22 protein-coding genes are annotated in these 19498 nt (G+C 63.1%); 14 read left to right on the forward strand and 8 right to left on the reverse strand.

Going from position 1 to position 19498, the window contains the following annotated elements; all coding sequences use genetic code 11:
- Positions 1 to 133: 133 nt before the first annotated feature.
- The 3 genes from ASG39_RS17920 to ASG39_RS17925 all read left to right on the forward strand — a co-directional run bounded on the left by ASG39_RS17920 (position 134) and on the right by ASG39_RS17925 (position 1787).
- Positions 134 to 943 (forward strand): thioredoxin family protein, encoded by an 810-nt coding sequence (locus ASG39_RS17920; protein WP_062596337.1) that lies wholly within the window; start codon positions 134 to 136, stop codon positions 941 to 943.
- A gap of 174 nt (positions 944 to 1117) precedes the next feature.
- Positions 1118 to 1441: a hypothetical protein gene (locus tag ASG39_RS23970; RefSeq protein WP_156468185.1), complete on the forward strand. Its 324-nt coding sequence runs from the start codon at positions 1118 to 1120 to the stop codon at positions 1439 to 1441.
- Positions 1392 to 1787 carry a DUF2794 domain-containing protein gene (locus tag ASG39_RS17925; protein ID WP_062596411.1) on the forward strand — a complete coding sequence of 132 codons (396 nt, stop codon included), beginning with the start codon at positions 1392 to 1394 and terminating at the stop codon, positions 1785 to 1787. Before ASG39_RS23970 ends, ASG39_RS17925 begins: the two co-directional genes overlap by 50 nt.
- A gap of 38 nt (positions 1788 to 1825) precedes the next feature.
- On the opposite strand, the gene ASG39_RS17930 is transcribed toward ASG39_RS17925, so the two are convergent.
- The 4 genes from ASG39_RS17930 to ASG39_RS17945 all read right to left on the reverse strand — a co-directional run bounded on the left by ASG39_RS17930 (position 1826) and on the right by ASG39_RS17945 (position 6760).
- Complete coding sequence (locus tag ASG39_RS17930; protein ID WP_062596338.1) at positions 1826 to 2383, reverse strand: GNAT family N-acetyltransferase; 558 nt, start codon at positions 2381 to 2383, stop codon at positions 1826 to 1828.
- Positions 2384 to 2564: 181 nt separating this feature from the next.
- On the reverse strand, positions 2565 to 3302 hold the full coding sequence (locus tag ASG39_RS17935) for a Bax inhibitor-1/YccA family protein (RefSeq protein ID WP_062596339.1): 738 nt from the start codon (positions 3300 to 3302) through the stop codon (positions 2565 to 2567).
- A gap of 195 nt (positions 3303 to 3497) precedes the next feature.
- A complete protein-coding gene (locus ASG39_RS17940; RefSeq protein ID WP_062596340.1) occupies positions 3498 to 6047 on the reverse strand; it encodes an ABC transporter permease in 2550 nt (849 codons plus the stop codon).
- Complete coding sequence (locus ASG39_RS17945; protein WP_062596341.1) at positions 6044 to 6760, reverse strand: ABC transporter ATP-binding protein; 717 nt, start codon at positions 6758 to 6760, stop codon at positions 6044 to 6046. Before ASG39_RS17945 ends, ASG39_RS17940 begins: the two co-directional genes overlap by 4 nt.
- Before the next feature lie 69 nt (positions 6761 to 6829).
- Here ASG39_RS17945 and ASG39_RS17950 point away from each other — a divergent pair, with 69 nt between their 5' ends.
- From ASG39_RS17950 to ASG39_RS17965, 4 genes are all read left to right on the forward strand, one after another.
- Positions 6830 to 7459, forward strand: coding sequence for an arylesterase (locus tag ASG39_RS17950; RefSeq protein WP_244481267.1), 630 nt, complete (start codon positions 6830 to 6832; stop codon positions 7457 to 7459).
- A 205-nt stretch (positions 7460 to 7664) separates the two neighbouring features.
- Positions 7665 to 8255 carry an RNA 2',3'-cyclic phosphodiesterase gene (gene thpR / locus ASG39_RS17955; protein WP_062596342.1) on the forward strand — a complete coding sequence of 197 codons (591 nt, stop codon included), beginning with the start codon at positions 7665 to 7667 and terminating at the stop codon, positions 8253 to 8255.
- Complete coding sequence (locus tag ASG39_RS17960; RefSeq protein ID WP_062596343.1) at positions 8252 to 8560, forward strand: 4a-hydroxytetrahydrobiopterin dehydratase; 309 nt, start codon at positions 8252 to 8254, stop codon at positions 8558 to 8560. Before thpR ends, ASG39_RS17960 begins: the two co-directional genes overlap by 4 nt.
- A 119-nt stretch (positions 8561 to 8679) precedes the next feature.
- Positions 8680 to 9063, forward strand: coding sequence for a YkvA family protein (locus ASG39_RS17965; protein WP_062596413.1), 384 nt, complete (start codon positions 8680 to 8682; stop codon positions 9061 to 9063).
- A 15-nt stretch (positions 9064 to 9078) separates the two neighbouring features.
- On the opposite strand, the gene ASG39_RS17970 is transcribed toward ASG39_RS17965, so the two are convergent.
- Complete coding sequence (locus tag ASG39_RS17970; protein ID WP_062596414.1) at positions 9079 to 9651, reverse strand: sigma-70 family RNA polymerase sigma factor; 573 nt, start codon at positions 9649 to 9651, stop codon at positions 9079 to 9081.
- Positions 9652 to 10125: 474 nt separating this feature from the next.
- Here ASG39_RS17970 and ASG39_RS17975 point away from each other — a divergent pair, with 474 nt between their 5' ends.
- The 4 genes from ASG39_RS17975 (at position 10126) to ASG39_RS24720 (ending at position 12520) form a co-directional block, all read left to right on the forward strand.
- Positions 10126 to 10629, forward strand: coding sequence for an invasion associated locus B family protein (locus ASG39_RS17975; protein WP_062596415.1), 504 nt, complete (start codon positions 10126 to 10128; stop codon positions 10627 to 10629).
- A gap of 313 nt (positions 10630 to 10942) precedes the next feature.
- Positions 10943 to 12172, forward strand: a complete 1230-nt coding sequence (gene rlmN / locus ASG39_RS17980; RefSeq protein WP_062596344.1) for a 23S rRNA (adenine(2503)-C(2))-methyltransferase RlmN — start codon at positions 10943 to 10945, stop codon at positions 12170 to 12172.
- 1 nt (position 12173) lies between these two features.
- Positions 12174 to 12398, forward strand: coding sequence for an amino acid transporter (locus tag ASG39_RS17985; RefSeq protein ID WP_244481265.1), 225 nt, complete (start codon positions 12174 to 12176; stop codon positions 12396 to 12398).
- Positions 12395 to 12520, forward strand: a complete 126-nt coding sequence (locus ASG39_RS24720; RefSeq protein ID WP_277995975.1) for a hypothetical protein — start codon at positions 12395 to 12397, stop codon at positions 12518 to 12520. The genes ASG39_RS17985 and ASG39_RS24720 overlap by 4 nt, the downstream gene beginning before the upstream one ends.
- Positions 12521 to 12527: 7 nt before the next feature.
- Here ASG39_RS24720 and ASG39_RS17990 read toward each other — a convergent pair whose 3' ends face one another.
- A complete protein-coding gene (locus ASG39_RS17990) occupies positions 12528 to 13169 on the reverse strand; it encodes a LysE family translocator (RefSeq protein ID WP_062596346.1) in 642 nt (213 codons plus the stop codon).
- Between the two features lie 95 nt (positions 13170 to 13264).
- Between ASG39_RS17990 and tenA the strand changes: the two genes are divergently transcribed.
- Positions 13265 to 13927: a thiaminase II gene (gene tenA / locus ASG39_RS17995; RefSeq protein WP_062596347.1), complete on the forward strand. Its 663-nt coding sequence runs from the start codon at positions 13265 to 13267 to the stop codon at positions 13925 to 13927.
- Positions 13928 to 14078: 151 nt separating this feature from the next.
- Positions 14079 to 15302, forward strand: coding sequence for an argininosuccinate synthase (locus ASG39_RS18000; protein ID WP_062596348.1), 1224 nt, complete (start codon positions 14079 to 14081; stop codon positions 15300 to 15302).
- Positions 15303 to 15350: 48 nt separating this feature from the next.
- On the opposite strand, the gene ASG39_RS18005 is transcribed toward ASG39_RS18000, so the two are convergent.
- Together ASG39_RS18005 and ASG39_RS18010 are read right to left on the reverse strand one after the other, a co-directional pair.
- A complete protein-coding gene (locus ASG39_RS18005; RefSeq protein ID WP_062596349.1) occupies positions 15351 to 16535 on the reverse strand; it encodes a multidrug effflux MFS transporter in 1185 nt (394 codons plus the stop codon).
- Between the two features lie 20 nt (positions 16536 to 16555).
- Positions 16556 to 17092: a MarR family transcriptional regulator gene (locus tag ASG39_RS18010; protein ID WP_082477344.1), complete on the reverse strand. Its 537-nt coding sequence runs from the start codon at positions 17090 to 17092 to the stop codon at positions 16556 to 16558.
- A gap of 256 nt (positions 17093 to 17348) precedes the next feature.
- On the opposite strand from ASG39_RS18010, the gene ASG39_RS18015 reads away from it, so the two are divergent.
- The gene (locus ASG39_RS18015) at positions 17349 to 19436 is read left to right on the forward strand and encodes a M3 family metallopeptidase (protein WP_062596350.1); all 2088 of its coding nucleotides are present in this window, start codon (positions 17349 to 17351) and stop codon (positions 19434 to 19436) included.
- The last annotated feature ends 62 nt before the right edge of the window (positions 19437 to 19498 follow it).

The raw sequence follows: 19498 nt of genomic DNA on the forward strand, positions 1-19498 counted from the left end.
GCGTCCCGATCGCCTCATCGCCGAAATTTCACTCCAACGTGACTTTGTGTTGAGGACGCCGCGGCGTATGAAAGAGCGGTTTCCGGCTGCCGCAATCCTGCCCGAATTGGACTCTGCCCGAAGTGGAACCTGCATGCCCGTCTCCAAGACCACCCGTCGAAGCCTGATCGGCAGCCTGTTCCTGCTGGCGGCACTGCCGGCCGCAGCGCAGGACGCAAACCGGCAGGCGGCGGCAGAGACGACGCAGGCGAGACCTGCGGGCAGCGGGCTGGAGGTGACGCAGCCGAAAGGCGTGGTCGAGCTTTTCACGAGCCAGGGCTGCGCCTCCTGTCCTCCGGCAGACGCAGCGCTCAAACACCTGATCGACGACGGGTCGATCGTCGCCCTTTCCTATCATGTGGACTACTGGAACTATCTCGGCTGGGCGGACACGCTCGCCTCGAAGGAAAACACCGCCCGCCAATATGCCTATGCCAAGATGTTCGGCCGCAACGGCGTCTACACGCCGCAGGCGGTGCTGAACGGCCGCGATCAGGTCAACGGCGCCAACCTCTCTGGCATCAAGGGCCGGCTGGGCGCGCTGAACGGCGCCGACGAAGGCATGAAGGTGGCGATTTCGGCGGAACGGAAGAACGACGAAATCGACATCACCATCGGTGAAGGCGACGGCAAGGCCAATGTCGTCATCGTCTACTTCAACCGCCAGAAGGTGGTGGACGTGGAGAAGGGCGAGAACGGCGGCAAGAAGATGTCCTACTGGCACGCCGTACGCGACATCCAGACGATCGGCATGTGGGACGGAAAGTCCGCGCGGTTCGTCCTGCCCGCCTCCGTGCTCGACCAGGAGAAGGACAGCGGCTGCGCCATCCTGTTGCAACGGATGAAAGACGCGGAAACGCCCGGTGCCATCGTCGGCGCAGCGACGCTGATGGCATCGCAATAGCCTCGACCGACTTCCGCGCGAGACGCCGCGCGGGACTTAAGAGATGTCCGGTCCGGCATATCGAGGGCTGGGGGCTGAGGGTTCGATAAAACCGGACCGGGGGATCGGGCAGCACCGGCCTGAGACCGATACCGACGCGACCATCTGTCGCCGCCCCCCGACCGGAGGTTGGACATGGCAGGCGGCACAGAGACCGGACCGTCGAAACAAGAAACGCTTTCGACCGGCCGGCCGGCGCGCGGCACCTCGGCGAAACCGAAGCAGCGGCGGCCGGCGGAGTTAAGCGCGGAATTCGGGCGCCTGTTTGACCGCAATGCGGCAGTGCAAAAAAAGCCATCGCTGCAGGAGCGGATCAGGACGCGCGCGCAGATCCGCCATTCCGGCTTGATTTTCAGCCGCACTCAGGCACACTGTTACCGTCCTGTCATAACAAAAGGCCGGAATGTGCATGACCGATCAGACGGATTTGCAAGGTCGCCAAACCCCTGCGGCATCTGAAAACGTGGTCGTCGATCTCAGCGACTACCGACATGCCAAGGACCCGCTTCCCGTAACGTTCCATCGCAGAGAGCTCGATCAGATCCTGTGGGTCTATGGCCGCATGGTCGGCGAGGGCGAGTGGCGCGATTACGCGCTGGACCATATGCGCGACAAGGCGGTGTTCTCCGTTTTCAAGCGATCGGGCGAACTGCCGCTCTATCGGGTGGAGAAAGTGCCGAAGCTCGCCGCCAAGCAGGGCGCCTACGCCGTGGTCAACACCCACGGCATGATCTTGAAGCGTGGGCACGAGCTGCCGCAGGTGCTGAAGGTCTTCGACAAGCTGCTGAAAGTCGTGAAGAGCTGATCCTGCGGACGTCCGCAGTCTCTCTCCGGGAACCAGACTCAGCCGGCGTAAAGCGTATCCGGATAGACCCCGTCTGCCGGCACGGTCTCCAGCCCATCGCCGAGGGCCAGCTGCATGAAGGTCGTATCGAGCCAGCGGCCGAACTTGAAACCGCTCCCCTTCAGCGTGCCGCAGTCCACGAACCCCGTCGACCTGTGCACGGCAATGGAGGCCGGGTGCGCGCCGCCGATGACGGCCACCATCTGGCGGAAACCGAGATCGGTGCAACGCGCGATCAGCTCGGTGAGAAGGGCCTTGCCGACGCCGCGCCCCCGAGCCTCCGGCGCGAGATAGATCGAATCCTCCACCAGAAACCGATAGGCGCTGCGCGTGCGAAACGCCGAGGCGTAGGCATAGCCGATCACGGTCCCGTCGTCGTCTTCCGCGACGATGTAGGGATAGCTGTTGCCCGTGATGGTGGAAAAGCGCGTCGTCATCTCCGCCTGATCCGGAATGGCGATCTCGTAGGTGGCGACGCCGCTGCGAACGGACTCGCTGTAGATGTCCGTGATGGCGGAGATATCGGCAAGGGTGGCATCGCGCAGGGTAAAGGGCATGGCAGCAATCTCGAAAAAATGCGGGGATCTCGGACGTTTCCCCCGTCCTTCCACATTCCCCCCGCCCGATCAAGGCAGGAGAGCGAAAGGCCTCCGCTCAGCCGCTGCGCCCTGTTCAAGATAGGAAAAAGGCGGCCGAAGCCGCCTTTCCCAAGTTCAGGGTCGAACCCGTTTCTGTCGCTTAGTTGCGGTTTCCGAGGAAGCGCAGCATGAAGAGGAACAGGTTGACGAAGTCGAGATAGAGCGTGAGCGCGCCCATGATCGCCTTGCGGCCGGCCGCCTCGAAGCCATCGCTTTCGAAGTACATTTCCTTGATACGCTGCGTATCGTAGGCGGTCAGGCCCGCGAAGATCAGCACGCCGATGACCGAGATGGCGAACTGCAGGGCAGACGACACGAAGAAGATGTTAACGATCGAGGCGATGATCAGGCCGAACAGACCCATGACCAGGAACGAACCCATGGCCGACAGGCTGCGCTTCGTCGTGTAGCCGTAGAGCGAGAGCGCGCCGAAGGAGGCGGCGGTCACGAAGAACGTACGCACGATGCTCTGCCCGGTGTAGATCAGCATGATCGACGAAAGCGACAGGCCCATCAGCGCGGCATAGACCCAGAACGTGGTCTGCGCGGCCGAAACGCTCATGGAGTTGATCCGGAAGCTGAGGAACAGAACCATGCCGAAAGGGGCCAGCATGATCAGATACTTCAGCGGGCTGACATAGATCGCCTGGCCGAATGCGGTCAGCTGACCGTCGGCAAACGCGAACTGGAAGGCGAGAAACGCGGCGACACCGGTGATGGCGACGCCGAGTGCCATGAGATTGTAGACCCGCAGCATATAAGCGCGCAGGCCCTGGTCGACAGCAGCGTCAGCGCGCGCGCCGGCGGTCTGCATGCGATAGTTTCTGGGATCGGACATTCTTATCCTCTTATCAGCTCCAAGTGACGGACAGGTCGGGTTCCATCGGACCGGGCATCGCTGTGGAGCTTCAGCAAGCCTGAGGACAATATGATGCGGAACCGCCGATATCTCAAGGGCGGCCCGAGTGCATGACGCGATTGTAATGCGCGGCACGGTTAGCGGAAAGATGACCGCACCGTGCCCGCCCGCGCGTCAGAGGTCGCGAAGCACGGGCGCGGCCTTCTGCCCGAGGACGCGCCATGTCCCGACAAGGCCGATACCGACCGTCATGACGAGGGCGATCGCGATCGTCAAAACGGCCACATCCGGCAGGAAGGACGACGGCAGCGTCATGATGCGCGCCACCACGAACCATGCCGCGACGCCCCCCGCCAGAAGCGCGAAGACGGCGGTGGAGAGGCCGAGAATGGCATATTCGTAGCAGAAGGCGCGGATCAGCGTCGCGCGCGTCGCCCCCAGCGTCTTCAGCACCACGGCGTCATGGATGCGCGCGCGGTTGCCCGCGGCAAGCGCGCCGGAGAGCACGAGAACCGAGGCGACGAGCGCGACGCCGGCAGCGGCCCGGATCGCGGTCGCCAACTGCCCCAGCAGACCGTTGACGATGTCGAGCGCATCCTTCACCCGGACGCTGGTGATGGTCGGGTAGGTGTTGGTGATCTGGCGCAGGGCCGCAGCCTCCTGCTCGGCCGTGGCCGAGGGGTCGATGACCGTGGCAAGCCAGGCATGCGGCGCGCCCGCAAACGTATTCGGCGAAAACACCATGACGAAGTTGATCGACAGAGATTCCCACTCGACCGTGCGAAAATTGGAAATGCGCGCCGTGATGTTGCGCCCCAGGACGTTGACGGTCACGGTATCGCCGATCTTGAGGTTCAGCTCGCGCGCCTCCTGCTCGGAGAACGACACCAAGGGTTCGCCGCCGTAGCCATCCGGCCACCACGCACCCTCCACGAGGCGCGAATTTTCCGGCAGATTCTTCGCGTAAGTAATGCCGCGGTCGCCTCTCAGAACCCAGCGCCCGGCCGGTGCGACCTCGCGCTTGGCGACATCCTCGCCGTTGAAGGCGAGGATCCGCCCCCGCAGCATCGGCACTTCGATGACCTTGCCCGCCGGCAGGGCCGTGTTGAGCAGCGATCGAAAGCCCTCGATCTCGCTGCCCTGGATATCGACGAAGAAGAAGTTGGGCGCCCGCTCCGGCAGGTTCCCCGTCAGCTCCCGCCGCAGGTTTCCATCGATCAGCGCCAGTGTGACCAGCAGAGCGAGACCGAGACCGAGAGAGAGCACGACGGAGGGCGTCAGCGCGCCCGGGCGGTGAATATTGCCGATCGCCAACCGCAGGGCCGGCGACGAAACCCGGGGGCTGCGCCGCGCAAGGGCCGCGACCAGCACGGAGACGCCGCGCAGCACGACGAAGGAAAAAGCGATGGCGCCGAGGAAGACGAGCGAGATCATCCGATCATAGGCGGTGAAGATGGCGAGACCGCCAAGCGCGGCAAGGCTGAGAGCCGCGGCCAGCAGATAGGGCCAGGTCGGCCAGCGGCTGCGATCGAAGTCCTGATTGCGGAAGAGCGCGGTCGCAGGCACGCTGCGGGCGCGACCGAGCGGCAGGCAGGCAAAGGCCAGCGCCGTCAACAGGCCGAACAGAGCCGCGAGCCCGAGGGCAGAGGGATAGAGCCGGAGATCCGTCGAGATCGGCAGGACATCGGCCAGGAAGCGGGCGGCAACCAGCGGAATGATGGCGCCGACGACAAGGCCGATGGCAATGCCGATCATCGCGATCAGCAGGATCTGGATGAGATAGATGGTGGAGACGAGCGCGCCGGGCGCGCCGAGGCACTTGAACGCCGCGATGACGCCGCGCTTGGCGTCGAGATAGGCCCGAACCGCATTGGCGACCCCGACCCCGCCGACGATCAGCGCCGTCAGTCCGACGAGCGTCAGAAATTGCGAGAAGCGCGTGATGTTGGCCGTGAGCGACGGTGCCGCATTCTGGCTGGAGCGGATCGACCAGCCGGCCTGCGGAAACTGTTGCTCGGCCTGGGCACGAACCGCCGGAACGCCGGTCGGATCGGCAAGACGCACCTTATAGGCATGTTCCACCAGGCTTCCGGTCTGCACCAGGCCGCTGGCCGTGAGCGCGTCCTGCGACACCATCAGCCGCGGCGCAAAGCCGAAACCATCTGAAAGCGCATCCGGCTCGCGCACCAGCGTGCCCGTGATCCTGAGCCGGACATTCCCGATCAGCAGCACGTCCCCCGTCTTCACGCCGAGACGCTCCAGAAGCAGAGGGGCGGCAAGCGCACCAAAAGTGCCGTTCTCGGCCGAAAGGAGCGTCTGAAGCGGCGCCTGCGGTTCGCTTTCCACCGTTCCGTACAGCGGATAGGCGGCATCCACCGCCTTCAGTTCCACCAATGCCTGGTTCGAGCCATCGACGAGCCGCGCCATGGAGCGCAGCCCCGAGGAGAGGGAGAGGTCGCCGGCACCGTCGAGAAAGGCCTTTTCTTCGGTATTGGCCAGACGGTTGTTGAGTTCGAACCGGAGATCGCCGGCCAGAAGCGACTGCCCCTGCGAAGCGATGGACCCGGTGATGGCCTGCGACAGCGAATTGACGCCGGCGATTGCGGCCGTTCCCAGCGCGATACAGGCGAGGAAGATGTAGAAGCCGGACAAGCCGCCGCGCATTTCCCGCAGCGCCAGCCGCAATGCGAGCGAAAGGTTCGGCAGGCGCAAGGACGCCATCATGCCGAAACCGCGGTCGGCGCGAGACCGGCAGCCAAACGGCCATCATCGACGATGGTGCCGGACCGGACCTTGATCTGCCGCGAGCAGCGCGCCGCCAGACTGTTGTCATGGGTGACGAGGATCAACGTCATGTTGCGCTCGGCCTGTTTGGAAAAGATCAGGTCGGCGATCTGCCGTCCGGTTTCCGTATCGAGATTGCCGGTCGGCTCGTCGGCGATCAGCAGTTTCGGCGAGGGCGCAAGCGCCCGCGCGATCGCCACCCGCTGCTGTTCGCCGCCCGAGAGCTGGCCGGGGTAATGCGTGAGCCGCTCACCGAGCCCGACCGAGGTCAGCTCGCGGCGGGCGATGTCGAAGGCATCGCGCACATTGGCAAGCTCCAGTGGCACGGCCACGTTTTCAAGAGCGGTCATGTTGGGGATGAGATGGAAAGACTGGAACACGATGCCGATGTTGCGGCCCCGAAAATCGGCCACCCTGTCTTCGCTCAGCCCCTGAAGCGGCGTTCCGTCGATCACGATCTCGCCTTTGTCCAGGCGCTCCAGCCCGGCGAGCACCATCAAGAGGGTCGATTTTCCCGAGCCGGAAGGACCGACGATGCCGACGGATTGTCCGGCATCGATTTGAAGGCTCATCCCCTTCAGCACATGGACGGAGGCTGCGGCCTGCCCGAGGGTCAGATCCGCATTTTTCAGTTCGATCATGGTTTTTGCCACGCTGGTCCGCCCTATATGTGGGGAATGCTGCAATTGCTCACATCCGGATTTAGGAGCGACGTGATGCGAATGAAAGGTTTCAGGGCGCTTTTCCTGGCTGCTCTCGCAGGTTTGATCGCGGCGGGACCGCTTCGTGCCGCGCCCATCGAACTCGTCGGCTTCGGAGACAGCCTGATGGCCGGCTATCAGCTGCCACCGGCCGACGCCTTTCCGGCGCGGCTGGAGAAGGCTCTGCGCGACAAGGGCCTCGACGTATCGATCTCCAATGCCGGTGTTTCCGGCGACACGACGTCGGGCGGGCTCGCCCGTATCGACTGGTCCGTCCCCGACGGCACCAAGGGCGTGATCCTGGAACTCGGCGCGAACGATGCGCTGCGCGGCATACCGCCCGAAGAAAGCCGCAAGAACCTCGTGGCCATGATCGAGAAGCTGAAAGCCCGCGGCATCGGCGTGCTCCTCGTCGGCATGCTCGCACCGCCGAACATGGGCGGCGACTATGCCGACCGTTTCAACCCGATCTATCCGGATCTCGCCAAGACCTATGCCATCCCGCTCTATCCATTCTTTCTCGATGGCGTGGTGCAGGATGCCGGCCTCAAGATCGAGGACGGCATGCATCCCAATCCAAAAGGTGTCGGCGTGATGGTGGAGCGGATGCTGCCAGTGGTCGAAACATTCCTGCAGGGACTGCCGAAATGAGGCGTCCCGCCGAAACAAGGACGGCGGATCGGAAGGCATATTTGCGCGCGATCCCCTGTCATCCGGCGCGCGGTCGAGGTCTGACGATCACGAAACAGCGTTGGAGAAATGTTGCGGGTGCGAATTTGTAGTTGCCTACGGCCACGCGTCGTGGTCGGCTGGGGTGTCTGCAGGACGTTTCTGCAAGATTCGGGGAGTGCTCGTTATGCCGAGACTATTTACCGCCCTCGAAATCCCGCGCAATGCGGCGATGAGCCTGTCCCTCATGCGCGGGGGCCTTCCGGGCGCACGCTGGATCGACGTCGAGAACTACCACATCACCCTGCGCTTCATCGGCGATGTCGACAACCGCACGGCCGACGAGGTGGTCGATCGCCTCGACCGGATCGAGCGGCCCGAATTCGAACTCCAACTGACGGGAACCGGCGCCTTCGGCTCCAAGAAGCCGCATTCGGTCTGGGCCGGCGTCAGCAATCCGCCGGAACTGATGGCCCTGCAGGCCGAGATCGAGCGCATCTGCCAGCGCCTTGGCCTTCCTGCCGATCCCCGTAAATTCACGCCGCACGTCACGCTGGCACGCCTGCGCGCCTCCCGGGTCGACGATGTGGTCCATTATCTCTCGGGCCGTGGCGGTTTCTACACCAATCCCTTCACGGTCTCGCGCTTCGTGCTCCTGTCCTCGCGCGATTCCGTCGGCGGCGGACCTTACCTCACGGAAGACGTGTTCCAGCTTCACGAACCGCGCTCCTCTGGTCTGGCAAGAGGCGAGGAACACGCAGCCAAGGGCATGCTATGACCACGCGGGACAGGTTGAGCCCCGAGGACATCTCCATGGGCCTTGCCGGTCTCCCGGGCTGGGCGCTGTCCGATGATGGCCTGGCGATCGAGAAGACCTACCGCTTTCCATCTTTCGTCGAGGCTTTCGGCTTCATGAGCCAGAGCGCGCTGGCAGCTGAAAAGCTCGACCATCACCCGGAATGGTTCAACGTCTACAATCGGGTCGAGGTGAAGCTGACGACGCATAGCGCCAAAGGCGTGACGGCCCTCGACCTTTCGCTCGCCGCACGCATGGAGAAGGCGGCATCCGCGGCAAAGCCCTGATCGTCGTTGACGGGATCGGCGTTTGAATTGCCAGAATGCTTTCCCATATCAAGCCTGAACAGACGACCCATACGAGGGAAGAGACAGGCGAGGTAAGGCGCATGAAAGCGGAGACGACGATGGATGAGGTCAAGATCGGCGAAATCCTCCTGCCGGGCGACCGCAGCGAGCAGGAGTCCAAGGCGCAGAAGGTCCGCCGCCGATTCTGGCCGACCCTCAAGCGGGCCGTGCGTCAGGTCCCCTTCAGCCGCGATCTCGTCGCCGCCTATTATTGCGCGATGGATCCCTCGACCCCGCTGCGCACGCGCGGCATCCTGCTCGGGGCCCTCGCCTATTTCGTGATGCCGTTTGACGTCCTGCCCGACGTTCTCGCCATGGTCGGCTTCTCCGACGATATCGCTGTGCTGACAGCGGCGTTTGCCGCCATCAGCGGCCAGATCAAGGAAGATCACTACGACAAGGCTGACACCGCGCTCGGCGAAGAAGGCCTCGCGGCGCGATAGATCGCGGTGAGATGCCTATTCCGAGCCCTCGATGCCGTCATCGTGAAGAAGCGTGCGCAGCTTGCCGAATGCGAGCCTGATCCGTGATTTCACGGTGCCGAGCGGCAAGCCGGTCGAAGCGGCAATCTCGGAATGCGACTGACCGAAGAAGAAGGCGAGCTGGATCAGCTTCACCTGCTCGCTCGGAAGCTTGGCCAGAGCGGTGCGCACCACGTCCTCCCGATCCCCGCTCTGCACAAACTCGTCCGGTGCCGGCGGCGCGGACGGCAGGAGAAGCGGATCCTTCTCGTCCAGCTTGCGCGTCAACTGGCGCCGTGCGGCGTCGATCCGGCGGTTTCGCGCAATCCGAAAGAGCCAGGTGGAAAGCGAGGACTTCTCGGCATCATAGAGATCGGCCTTGTGCCAGAGCACGATCATCACCTCCTGCACGATCTCTTCCGCCTCGTTGGCAGGCGTGTTCTGTCGCAGCAGGAAAGACTTCAGCCGGGGCGCAAAAAAATGAAACAGTTCGGCGAAAGCGGCCTGGTCCCGCTTTTTCGCGACGGCATCCGCCAGCCCTGCGAAATGCTGTCTCGCGTCCCCTGTCATGCCTGCTTTCAGGGCCTCCGAGCCCAAGATCCGGTAATGGTAGAACAACAGGTAAAGCTCATTCGGGAAACGTCAAACTGTTGCCCGATTCTTTGTGACATTAGCCGTCCTTGGGGTGGATTTCACACAAAATCGGATGCTCTTCTGGTACCGATCAGCCAATCTCATCTCTTTGACGGCTGCGTGTCGCAGATGTCGACAGTCGGTCGAGGATGTCACGCGCAGAGAATGAGCAGGCCGCCGGAGGGAACGTTCAGAAATAAGGCGACGGGCAGGTTCAAGGCGACGGGGTGCGACGACGTGCCCGTTGTCGCAAGCTTATCGGGTCCGCCCGCTGCATTTCTGCACGCTCCTGCCTTATTCCTGTGATGTTGACGGTTTGGTAACCTGAATGAAGTCACAATAATCGTAATCGCGACCATGCATCGCCCGGCCACGGACGGGCGCTGGCAGCAAGACAACCGGCAGGACAAGATGTTTGTAAGACAGCTCTCAACCGCACTCGCAATCCTACTCGCCGGCGCAGGCATCGCTTCGGCACAGTCTCCGACGCGCATCCAGCAGTTCAACGCATGGGGTGCCTATTCCTACCAGTCGGGCAAGTCGAAGGTCTGCTACGTTCTGTCCGTGCCGAAGGAAAAGAGCCCGGCCAATGTCGATCATGGCGACGTCTTCTTCCTGGTGTCCCAGAGACCCGGCCAGAACATCTCCTACGAGCCGCAGGCCATGATGGGCTACGCCCTTCAGGAAAACTCCAAGGTCACCGTCACGATCGACGCCAAGAACTTCACCCTTTTCACCAAGGGCAACTCGGCCTGGGTCGAGAACGCTGCCGAAGAGCCGGCTCTGGTTGCAGCGATGAAGGTCGGCAAGGCCATGTCCGTCGTCGCGAAATCGCGCAAGGGCACGCAGACCAACTATTCCTATTCGCTGTCCGGCATTTCGGCTGCCCTGAAGCAGGTCGAAAGCTGCAAGTAATCACCTCCGCAACGCGGATCGATCAAAGGCCGGCACGTGCCGGCCTTTGTCGTTTTGGGCCGGCGCCATCGCATCGTCATCCCGCATGGTCACCCCGCATGGCCATCGGTCCTGGTCAGGCCCGCTTGCAGCGGCGGGAGGTGACGTCCGGCCAAAATCATGCTAGACGCGGCATCAATGACAGGCTGCACGGGTGAGACGCTCCTCGTGCGCCGGATATAGCCTGCTCCCGTTCCGCCTTTCCGTCCCTCTCGTCCAACCGAAAGGGAACCGTTTGGCGTGGCGGGCAAAGCTGCGACAGGAACATTGCGTTATGACCGATATCCTCTCCCTCGACCGTCCCGCACGCCCCGCCGCCCGACCCGTGGCGCTGTCGGAAATGCCCACCCTCATCGGCCTCACGCGCGAGGAGATGGGCAAGGCGCTGGCCGAAGTCGGCGTGGCCGAACGTCAGGTGAAGATGCGCGTCAGCCAGCTCTGGCACTGGCTCTACGTTCGCGGGGTCTCGGACTTCGACCATATGACGAATGTCTCCAAGGATATGCGGGAGATGCTGAAGCGGCACTTCACCATCGCCCGGCCCGAAATCGTCGACGAGCAGATCTCCACCGACGGCACGCGGAAATGGCTTCTGCGGTTCCCTGCACGCGGCGCCGGCCGACCGGTCGAGATCGAAACGGTCTATATTCCCGAGGAAGGCCGGGGAACGCTCTGCATTTCGAGCCAGGTCGGCTGCACGCTGACCTGTTCCTTCTGCCACACCGGCACGCAGAAGCTCGTGCGCAATCTCACGGCTGAAGAGATCCTCTCCCAGCTTCTGCTCGCGCGCGACCGTCTCGGTGATTTCCCGGACCGCGACACGCCGCCCGGCACGATCGCACCAGCCGAGGGCCGCAAGGTCTCCAACGTCGTGATGATGGGCATGGGCGAGCCGCTCTACAATTTCGAGAGCGTCAAGACCGCCCTCCTGATCGCAACCGATGGCGACGGCCTCTCTCTGTCGAAGCGCCGCGTGACGCTTTCGACCTCCGGCATCGTTCCGGAGATCTACCGCACCGGCGCGGAAATCGGCGTCATGCTGGCGATCTCGCTCCATGCCGTGCGGGACGACCTGCGCGACATGCTGGTCCCGATCAACAAAAAATATCCGCTGAAGGATCTGATGGACGCGTGCCGCGCCTATCCCGGCCTTTCCAACGCCCGCCGCATCACCTTCGAATATGTCATGCTGGAAGGCGTCAACGACAGCCTTGAGGATGCCAAGGAACTGGTGAAGCTCTTGAAGGGCGTGCCTGCCAAGATCAATCTGATCCCGTTCAACCCCTGGCCGGGCACGAACTACCAGTGTTCCCAATGGGAGCAGATCGAGAAATTCGCCGACTTCATCAACGCCGCCGGCTATGCCTCGCCCATCCGCACCCCGCGCGGCCGCGATATCCTCGCCGCCTGCGGCCAGTTGAAGTCGGAATCCGAGCGCATGCGCAAGGTCGATCGCATGGCCTTCGAAGCGATGATGATCGCCAATCACGGCGCCGACGATTGAGATGAGCCTGATCCACAACGAGCGAACGAAGCTGACGGCGACCTATTTCAACGGTGCCGCAATTTCGATTTTCGCTATCGGTGGATTTGCACCTGTCGCTGCCGGCTTCGGCAGCGGCCTTCAAACCATCACGATCTCGTCAAGCCTGACGAGCGTCGTTTGTGTTTCCACCTCGATCATACTACATTTATTGGCAAGACGTGTTTTGAAGGGATTGATCGCATGACCATCGCACAGTTCATGACCTTTCTGATCACCCCGACGGCAGCCATCGGCTTCGGGCTTGTCATGCTCGCGATAACGCGTCGCGACCAGAAGCGAGAGCTTGCCAAGAAGCACTCGCACTGACGTCCGCTCACCGCGCCTGCGTTAGCACGATCTTCACCGCAAACAGCGAAAAGACCCCTGCAAACACGTAGTCGATCGCGCGCATGACGCTCGGACGTGCCTGGAGCCATCCCGAAAGCTTGTCCGCCGTCAGCACGACCGCGATGTTGATCGGCAGCGACACGGCAATCAGGATCAACCCGAGCACGATCAGCTTCGTTCGAAGGTTCGGATCTTCCGCCGTGACGAATTGCGGCAGGAAGGTCATGAAGAAGATGATGACCTTGGGATTGAGCAGATTGACCGACAGGCCGGACAGGATGTTCGCCATGGCCGATGCCTTGGGCGCCTCGGTGCGCTTCACCGAAAGACTCGATCCATAACGGATCGCCTGAACGGCAATATAAAGCAGGTAGGCCGCACCACCGGTCTTCAGCACGAAGAAGGCGGTAGGAGAGGCGGTGACGAGCGCCGAGACGCCGAAGGCGACGAGGAAGGTGTGGACCAGGCACCCGAGATTGGTCCCCAGACTGACCTGGAACGCCGCCGCGCGTCCCTGGCTCAGCGCCCGGCTGATCCAGAGCGTCATGTCGGGACCGGGCGTGATCGCAAGCAGAAGACTTGCAGCGGCAAAGGCGAGCAGGATCGGCAGGCTGGGAATGAAGTCCATGACATCGTCTCGCGGATGGGTTCTGTGCTTTCCCAGCTTTTGCAGCTATTTCCTGGCAAGGCAAGAACCTCCCCATCTTCGCAGAGGGCACCTGAATGACATCCTCCTTCGAAACGCTGAAACGTCGGCACGCTGCGGAATGGCGGGCCTATCGCGAACATGATTTCGTTTGCCGGCTCGGAGACGGAACGCTGCCCGAAGACGCCTTCCGCCATTATCTGAAACAGGACTATCTCTTCCTCGTCCAGTTCGCCCGCGCCTGGGGCCTTGCGGTCTACAAGAGCCGGGATCTCGATGAGATCCGACAGGGATTGGAGAGCCTGAGGGCCATCGTGGAGGTCGAGATCGGTCTGCATGTCGGCTATTGCGCCGAATGGGGCATTGCGGAAAAGGCGCTTGCCGATGTGCCGCCATCGCCGGCGACCCTTGCCTATACCGATTACGTCCTTGAAACGGGCCTTGACGGCGACCTGCTCGACCTGCACGTGGCGCTTGCACCCTGCATCATCGGCTACGGCGAGATTGCGCTCTGGCTTGAGGGTCAGCCCTTCCTGAAAACGGACGGCAATCCCTACACGGCCTGGATCGAGATGTATGCGAGCCCGGACTATCAGGCGCTCGTGCGAAGCGAGATCGACTGGCTCGATCGCAGGCTTGCGAACCTCGACGACGACGCCGTCTCGCGCCTCTCCGGGATCTTCGGCAAGGCGACCCGGCTGGAGGCCGACTTCTGGCAGATGGGCCTCGATCTCGCCTGAAAGGCCTTGAGCGACGCCGCGATTTTCTCCCGAGGCGGGATTTCGGATTTCGGCGATATGCAGTAAGAGTTCCGCCATTTCGAAGAGACACGGCGTATTCTGCCGCCGTTCACCCCCTTTACTCGCTTTACCTCAGACGGAACGGATCACCATGGCACTTCCCAAAGACGTCAAGAAGGTCGTGCTCGCTTACTCGGGCGGGCTCGACACATCCATCATCCTCAAATGGCTGCAGACGGAACTCGGCGCGGAGGTCGTGACCTTCACCGCCGATCTCGGCCAGGGCGAGGAGCTGGAGCCGGCGCGCAAGAAGGCCGAGATGATGGGCATCAAGGACATCTTCATCAAGGATGTCCGCGAGGAGTTTGTGCGCGATTTCGTCTTCCCGATGTTCCGCGCCAACGCCGTCTACGAAGGCGTCTATCTGCTCGGCACCTCGATCGCCCGCCCGCTGATCTCCAAGCACCTGATCGACATCGCCCGGGAAACCGGTGCAGACGCGATCGCGCATGGCGCGACCGGCAAGGGCAACGACCAGGTCCGCTTCGAGCTTTCCGCCTATGCGCTCAACCCCGACATCAAGATCATCGCCCCCTGGCGCGACTGGGCCTTCAAGAGCCGCACCGATCTGCTGGAGTTCGCCGAAAAGCACCAGATCCCCGTCGCCAAGGACAAGAAGGGCGAAGCGCCCTTCTCGGTCGATGCCAACCTGTTGCACTCCTCGTCCGAAGGCAAGGTTCTGGAAGACCCGGCTCAGGAAGCGCCCAACTACGTCTATATGCGCACCATCTCGCCCGAAGAGGCGCCGGATGTGGCAACCACCGTCACGATCGGCTTCCGCAAGGGCGACGCCGTCTCGATCGACGGCAAGGAAATGAGCCCCGCGTCCATCCTTACGGCGTTGAACGCCCTTGGCCGCGACAATGGCATCGGCCGTCTCGACCTCGTGGAAAATCGCTTCGTCGGCATGAAGTCGCGCGGCATCTACGAAACGCCCGGCGGCACCATCCTCTTGACCGCCCACCGCGCCATCGAAAGCATCACGCTCGACCGGGGTGCCGCCCACCTCAAGGACGAGATCATGCCGCGCTACGCCGAGCTGATCTATTACGGCTTCTGGTTCTCGCCCGAGCGCGACATGCTGCAGGCCCTGATCGACAAGAGCCAGGAGCATGTGGAAGGCGAAGTGACGCTGAAGCTCTACAAGGGCAATGTCATGGTCATCGGCCGGACGAGCGAAAAGTCGCTCTACTCCGACAAACTGGTCACCTTCGAGGACGACCAGGGCGCCTACGACCAGAAGGACGCGGCCGGCTTCATCAAGCTGAACGCATTGCGCCTGCGCACCCTCGCCGCCCGCAACCGCAACCGGTAAGCGAACAGGCCGGCGCGGTCGGGAAACCGGCCGCTCCTGCCAAGCGCATCAGGTCGCCACGGCGGCCTGCGTCAGGCGCACGAAGGCCAGATAGGACACAACGGCGAGGAGGCACATCAGCGGAATGATCGTGCCGAACGCGATCAACGGCGCGCCGACGAGCGCTGCCGCCAAGCCTCCGAGAAACCCGCTGGCCATCTGGATAAAGCCCAGCATGGCGGAGGCAGATCCCGCGATATGCGGGAACGACTGGAGCGCCGCCGTCGTCATATGCGGCGTCAGGAAGGCGATGCCGAAGCTTGAGAAAGCAACCGGCGCCATGACCGAGAGATAGGTCGGCGGAAGGAGATGCGTCGAGAGCGCGATCAGCATGCCGCCTGAGCCGAGCATCGCCAGCCCCAGCTGCACAGACCGCTCGCCGCCGAGCCGCGCCGAGGTCAACCGCAGGCAGACCGATCCGAGAAAATAGAACCCCGACTGCATGAGCATGCCAAGCCCGAAGGCCGTGGGCGACAGCCCGACCCGGTCGATCAGGATGAACGGCAGCATGGTCGCCTGCGCATAGAGCGAACCGATCGACCCGCCCAGCACTCCCGTGGCCGCGAGAAACCGGATATCGCCAAGCACCTCCAGATAGCAGGCGGCAACCCGCCTTGGTTTCGCGAGGGCCGAATCCGGCCGTCCCGTTTCCCGCATGAAAAGGAACACGGAGAGGATGATCGTCAGCGAAAACCCGATCAGCGTCAGGAAGATCGCGTGCCATCCGAAGCCGACCAGCAAAAGCCCGCCGATCGCCGGCGCCATGGCCGGGCCGATGGCCAGCATGATCCCGATCAGGTTCATGATCCGCGACGCCTCCGCGCCCGTGAACTGATCCCGCACGACCGCCCGCGCGACCGTGATGCCGACAGAGGCACCGATGCCTTGCACCAGGCGCCCGGCGAGCAGCCAGCTCACATCCGGCGAGAGGACGCAGATAAGACCACCGACCGCATTGATGCCGACAAAGAGCAAGGTGGCGGTCCGCCTCCCGAAAGCATCGGAAAACGGGCCGGACACAAGTTGCGCCAGCGAGAAACCGGCGAAATAGACGGTCAATGTCAGCTTGATCATCGACTCCGTGCTGGAAAAGGCGCTCACCAGCTGCGGCATGGCCGGCGTATAGATCGACATGGAAATCGGCCCGAGCGTGGCAAGCAGCGCGCCGAGCATGCTGGTGCGACGCTCGCTCATGCGTCCGCGTGCCGCACCTTTCATGGACGCGATCGATCGGCCGGCTGCACGGCATTGGCCGGATCGGCCTCTCCGCCCGGCGTCGCTCCCGGTGCGGCGGACGGCGTCGGATTGCGGTCGAGGTCGTGCAGATTGTCGCGCATCACCTTGAGGCTGCACCGCAGGATCTCGAGCTCCGCGGCATCGTGCCCGGCGGTGACCTCGTCCATCAGCGCGCGGACATGCGTCCGGATGTCGAGCAACACGCCGTCGGCCGCTGGTGTTGCGACCACGTTTTTCGCGCGCCTGTCCGACGGATCGGGGATCCGCTCGACGAAGCCCAGCGCCTCCAGTCGATCGAGATAGGTTGAGAGCGTCATCGGCTCGATGCCCATGCGGATGGCGATATCGGCCTGCTTGATGCGCTGGTTTACCGCCACCTGGATGAGGGCGCGCGCTTCGCCGGGGGTCACGCCGAGATTGGCGGCATTGATCCGCCGGTCGAAGGCGCTACGCAGCAGCCGGGAAACATCGGTGAGAAGCATGCCGACAGTATCGGCTTCCAGTCGGACGGTCATGAGGTCTCCGTGATGCGCCGCCACGTCGGGGATGACAGGCGAGGATCGCCGCTGCATAACGCACTAGACCCATTCCTGTTTCAGAATAAATGCAATAAGCTTTTCTTATCATTTCCGAAGCAGGGAGGCAACCGGGATCCCCTGAGCCGGTCTTTGCACAACGCCCTGCCGCAGTGCTACCTCTTTCGCCACCGAGTATGACTCGCCGAACCCGGATATTTTACGACCACAGACCGTTTCCCGAAGGATTTTGACGATGGCCACGCCCGATCTGAACCCCGCCTTGACAGAATGGACTGGTCCGAGCGGGCTGCCGAACTTCGAAGCGGTCGCAGACACCGATTTTGCACCGGCCTTCGATGCGGCCCTTGCCGAGCACGAAACGGAGATCGCCGGCATCGCCCATCATCCGGATATGCCGACCTTCGAAAACACCATCACGGCCCTCGAGATCGCAGGCGATCGCCTGTCCCGCGTGTCGGCGCTTTTCTGGAACCGTGCCGGTGCCCATACCAACGAGACGATCCAGTCGCTGGAGCGCGAGATCGCCCCGAAGATGTCGCGCCACTACTCGAAGATCGGCATGGATGCCGTCCTCTTCGCCCGGATCGATGCGCTGTGGAACCAGCGCGAAACGTTGGGCCTGTCTCTGGAACAATCGCGCGTGCTGGAGCGTCACTGGAAAGGCTTCGTCAAATCCGGTGCGCAGCTTGCCAAGCCCGAGCAGGAGCGCCTTGCCGCGATCAACGAACGGCTTGCGGGTCTCGGGGCCGCATTCGGGCAGAACGTGCTCGCCGACGAAAAAGGCTGGTCGCTGATCCTGACCGATGAGGCGGATCTCGCCGGCCTTCCCGGCTTCCTGCGCGACGCGATGGCCGCGGCCGCCCGGGAGGGCGGCGAAGAGGGCGGGTATGCCGTCACTCTTTCCCGCTCGATCGTCGAGCCGTTCCTGACCTTCTCCGACAATCGCGATCTTCGCGAGAAGGCCTTTCGCGCCTGGTCGTCCCGCGGCGAGAACGGCGGCGCGACGGACAATGGCGCCGTCATCCGGGAGACGCTCGCCCTGCGCGCCGAAAAGGCGAAACTGCTGGGCTACGAGAGCTATGCCGCGCTGAAGCTCGACAACACCATGGCAAAGACACCGGACGCCGTGAACGGCCTCTTGAGCGCCGTGTGGGAAAAGGCCGTTGCCCAGGCGCGCCGGGAGGAGGCGGATCTTGCAGCGCTCATCGCTCGCGAGGGGCGCAACCATCCCGTCATGCCCTGGGACTGGCGGCATTATGCCGAAAAGCTCCGCGCCGAGCGGTTTGACTTCTCCGAAAGCGAACTGAAGCCCTATCTGCAGCTCGATCGCATCATCGACGCCTGCTTCGATGTCGCAAACCGGCTGTTCGGCATTACCGCCACGGAAAAGACCGGCGTGCGGGGCTATCACCCGGATGTTCGCGTCTTCGACATCCGCAATGCGGACGGCACGCTCGTCGCGCTCTTCCTCGGCGATTACTTCGCCCGGTCGTCGAAACGCTCCGGCGCCTGGATGAGCGCCTTCCAGTCGCAGCACCGCCTGCCTTTGCCCAATGGCGCACAGGGCGAACTGCCGATCGTCTACAATGTCTGCAACTTCGCCAAGCCGGCCGACGGCAAGGCGGCGCTGCTGTCCCTCGACGACGCCCGCACGCTCTTCCACGAGTTCGGCCACGGCCTGCATGGCATGCTCTCGAATGTGACCTATCCCTCCGTCTCCGGGACAAGCGTCTCCCGCGACTTCGTCGAGCTTCCCTCCCAGCTCTACGAGCACTGGCTGACGGTGCCCGATATCCTGAAACGCTACGCCGTGCATGAGGCGACCGGCGAACCGATGCCGCAGGCGCTGTTCGACAAGGTGATGGCCGCGCGCACTTTCAATGCCGGCTTCAACACGGTCGAGTTCACCGCCTCGGCCCTGGTCGATATGGCCTATCACACGGCCGGGAGCGTCGATGATCCCGCCGCATTCGAGGCGGCCGTGCTGCAGCGCCTGGGCATGCCGCAGTCGATCACCATGCGGCACCGCTCGCCGCACTTCCAGCACATCTTCGCCGGCGACGGCTATTCGGCCGGCTACTATTCCTACATGTGGTCGGAGGTGCTGGACGCGGATGCCTTCTCGGCCTTCGAGGAAACCGGAAATCCGTTCGATCCCGCCATGGCAAAGCGGCTGCGCGACCATATCTATTCCGTCGGCGGATCGATCGACCCCGAAGTCACCTATACCGCCTTCCGCGGCAAGCTGCCGAGCCCGGACGCCATGCTGCGCAAGAAGGGTCTTGGCGTTACCGAGGCGCTGGCCGGCAGCGACGCCTGAGAAAGGCCCGAACCGGCGCTCATCGAAGCGAGCGCCGGGCACCCTCTTTCGCATTTGCAAAA

The organism is Rhizobium sp. Leaf371, from assembly GCF_001424045.1.
Taxonomy (GTDB): domain Bacteria; phylum Pseudomonadota; class Alphaproteobacteria; order Rhizobiales; family Rhizobiaceae; genus Ferranicluibacter.

Bases quoted from the DNA above. Each gene is read 5' to 3' on its own strand.
- ASG39_RS17920 (WP_062596337.1), top strand. From the start codon at position 134: ATGCCCGTCTCCAAGACCACCCGTCGAAGCCTGATCGGCAGCCTGTTC.
- ASG39_RS23970 (WP_156468185.1), top strand. From the start codon at position 1,118: ATGGCAGGCGGCACAGAGACCGGACCGTCGAAACAAGAAACGCTTTCG.
- ASG39_RS17925 (WP_062596411.1), top strand. From the start codon at position 1,392: ATGACCGATCAGACGGATTTGCAAGGTCGCCAAACCCCTGCGGCATCT.
- ASG39_RS17930 (WP_062596338.1), bottom strand. From the start codon at position 2,383: ATGCCCTTTACCCTGCGCGATGCCACCCTTGCCGATATCTCCGCCATC.
- ASG39_RS17935 (WP_062596339.1), bottom strand. From the start codon at position 3,302: ATGTCCGATCCCAGAAACTATCGCATGCAGACCGCCGGCGCGCGCGCT.
- ASG39_RS17940 (WP_062596340.1), bottom strand. From the start codon at position 6,047: ATGATGGCGTCCTTGCGCCTGCCGAACCTTTCGCTCGCATTGCGGCTG.
- ASG39_RS17950 (WP_244481267.1), top strand. From the start codon at position 6,830: ATGAAAGGTTTCAGGGCGCTTTTCCTGGCTGCTCTCGCAGGTTTGATC.
- thpR (WP_062596342.1), top strand. From the start codon at position 7,665: ATGCCGAGACTATTTACCGCCCTCGAAATCCCGCGCAATGCGGCGATG.
- ASG39_RS17960 (WP_062596343.1), top strand. From the start codon at position 8,252: ATGACCACGCGGGACAGGTTGAGCCCCGAGGACATCTCCATGGGCCTT.
- ASG39_RS17965 (WP_062596413.1), top strand. From the start codon at position 8,680: ATGGATGAGGTCAAGATCGGCGAAATCCTCCTGCCGGGCGACCGCAGC.
- ASG39_RS17970 (WP_062596414.1), bottom strand. From the start codon at position 9,651: ATGACAGGGGACGCGAGACAGCATTTCGCAGGGCTGGCGGATGCCGTC.
- ASG39_RS17975 (WP_062596415.1), top strand. From the start codon at position 10,126: ATGTTTGTAAGACAGCTCTCAACCGCACTCGCAATCCTACTCGCCGGC.
- rlmN (WP_062596344.1), top strand. From the start codon at position 10,943: ATGACCGATATCCTCTCCCTCGACCGTCCCGCACGCCCCGCCGCCCGA.
- ASG39_RS17985 (WP_244481265.1), top strand. From the start codon at position 12,174: ATGAGCCTGATCCACAACGAGCGAACGAAGCTGACGGCGACCTATTTC.
- ASG39_RS24720 (WP_277995975.1), top strand. From the start codon at position 12,395: ATGACCATCGCACAGTTCATGACCTTTCTGATCACCCCGACGGCAGCC.
- ASG39_RS17990 (WP_062596346.1), bottom strand. From the start codon at position 13,169: ATGGACTTCATTCCCAGCCTGCCGATCCTGCTCGCCTTTGCCGCTGCA.
- tenA (WP_062596347.1), top strand. From the start codon at position 13,265: ATGACATCCTCCTTCGAAACGCTGAAACGTCGGCACGCTGCGGAATGG.
- ASG39_RS18000 (WP_062596348.1), top strand. From the start codon at position 14,079: ATGGCACTTCCCAAAGACGTCAAGAAGGTCGTGCTCGCTTACTCGGGC.
- ASG39_RS18005 (WP_062596349.1), bottom strand. From the start codon at position 16,535: ATGAGCGAGCGTCGCACCAGCATGCTCGGCGCGCTGCTTGCCACGCTC.
- ASG39_RS18010 (WP_082477344.1), bottom strand. From the start codon at position 17,092: ATGACCGTCCGACTGGAAGCCGATACTGTCGGCATGCTTCTCACCGAT.
- ASG39_RS18015 (WP_062596350.1), top strand. From the start codon at position 17,349: ATGGCCACGCCCGATCTGAACCCCGCCTTGACAGAATGGACTGGTCCG.